This window comes from Corallococcus sicarius (assembly GCF_003611735.1).
In the GTDB taxonomy this organism is placed as follows: Bacteria; Myxococcota; Myxococcia; order Myxococcales; family Myxococcaceae; genus Corallococcus; species Corallococcus sicarius.
Genome location: NZ_RAWG01000648.1, coordinates 1 through 1,117, shown reverse-complemented (window position 1 = coordinate 1,117; position 1,117 = coordinate 1). Strand labels below are relative to the sequence as shown.

Below are 1,117 nucleotides of genomic sequence, written 5' to 3'. Positions count from 1 at the left end.
CTAACCCCCTTCAGGGAAGTCGGGTAAGGGGCTACCGGTTACGTCATGGAGGGGTGGCGTCCATGGCGTGGCAGCCAAAGCACTGGACGGCGCAGCAGCTTGAGGAGCGGCGGCTTGCGGCCGGACGACTCCTGCGACGGGGGCACCTGTCGCAGGCGGAGGTGGCGCGCCGTGTGGGTGTCAGCGAGGCCTCCGTCAGTCGTTGGGCGCGGCGACTGCATGAGGCAGGCGGCAGTACACGCGGGTTGAAGGCGAGGCCGCGCACGGGCCGGCCGTCGAAGTTGAGTTCGGGGGAATGGCGGCAGGTTGCGGAGCTGGTAGGGGCAGGGGCGCGCACCTGCGGTTTCCCTACCGAGCGCTGGACGCTGACGCGAGTGGCGCACCTCATCCACCGCACGTTCGGAGTGCGCTACCACCCCATTACCTGGCCGAGTGCCTTCATCGGCTGGGTTTGAGTCCGCAGCAGCCCCGCACGCGAGCCAAGGAGCGTGACGATGCGTTGGTGGAGGCATGGCTGAAGCGCGACTGGCCCCGCATCAAAAGGGGACTCGAAGAAGCGGGCGGGCCATTGCCTTCGTGGACGAGACAGGTAGTTCGTTTCGGGCCCGCGTAGCGTCTACCTGGGCGCCCGTCGGGAATCCGCCCACCTTGCGCCGTCGTGACAAGCGGCGCGAAGTCTCCAGCATCGTCGCCCTCCTTGCCCCGCACGGCCGCAGGCCAGCGCGTCTGTATTCGCGCCACCGGGAGGGAAGCTTCACCAGCCAGGACATCATCGCGGCCCTGCGCTACTTCCGTAGGAAGGTGGGCCGTCCTCTCACCATCGTGTGGGACGGCCTCAACCAGCACCACAGTGCCGCGACGCTCGACTTCGTCGCCCGCCACCCCGAGGACTTCCGCCTTGAGCGGCTGCCAGGCGATGCGCCAGACCTCAATCCCGAGGAGGGCTGCAACGGCGTGGTGAAGGCCGAGCTGCGCAATGCCACGCCCGACTCTGTCGCCGAGCTGCGCGCCCAGGCACGCGCTTCATTCGTGCGCCTGGGCCACCGCCACGACGTTCTCGCCGCCTTCATCCTTCACGCGGGCCTGCGCCTTACCGGACTTCCCTGAAGAGGGTTAG

Annotated in this window: 3 protein-coding genes; all 3 read left to right on the top strand. The window is 68.3% G+C overall.

Annotation, left to right across the window (positions count from 1 at the left end):
* Positions 1-62: 62 nt before the first annotated feature.
* The 3 genes from D7X12_RS45440 to D7X12_RS41475 are packed head-to-tail and all read left to right on the top strand — an operon-like array spanning position 63 to position 1,107.
* Positions 63-455, top strand: a complete 393-nt coding sequence (locus D7X12_RS45440) for a helix-turn-helix domain-containing protein (RefSeq protein ID WP_208719638.1) — start codon at positions 63-65, stop codon at positions 453-455.
* The gene (locus D7X12_RS45435) at positions 338-613 is read left to right on the top strand and encodes a winged helix-turn-helix domain-containing protein (protein ID WP_369333667.1); all 276 of its coding nucleotides are present in this window, start codon (positions 338-340) and stop codon (positions 611-613) included. Before D7X12_RS45440 ends, D7X12_RS45435 begins: the two co-directional genes overlap by 118 nt.
* Positions 511-1,107 carry a transposase gene (locus D7X12_RS41475; RefSeq protein WP_120630577.1) on the top strand — a complete coding sequence of 199 codons (597 nt, stop codon included), beginning with the start codon at positions 511-513 and terminating at the stop codon, positions 1,105-1,107. Before D7X12_RS45435 ends, D7X12_RS41475 begins: the two co-directional genes overlap by 103 nt.
* Positions 1,108-1,117 lie beyond the last annotated feature (10 nt).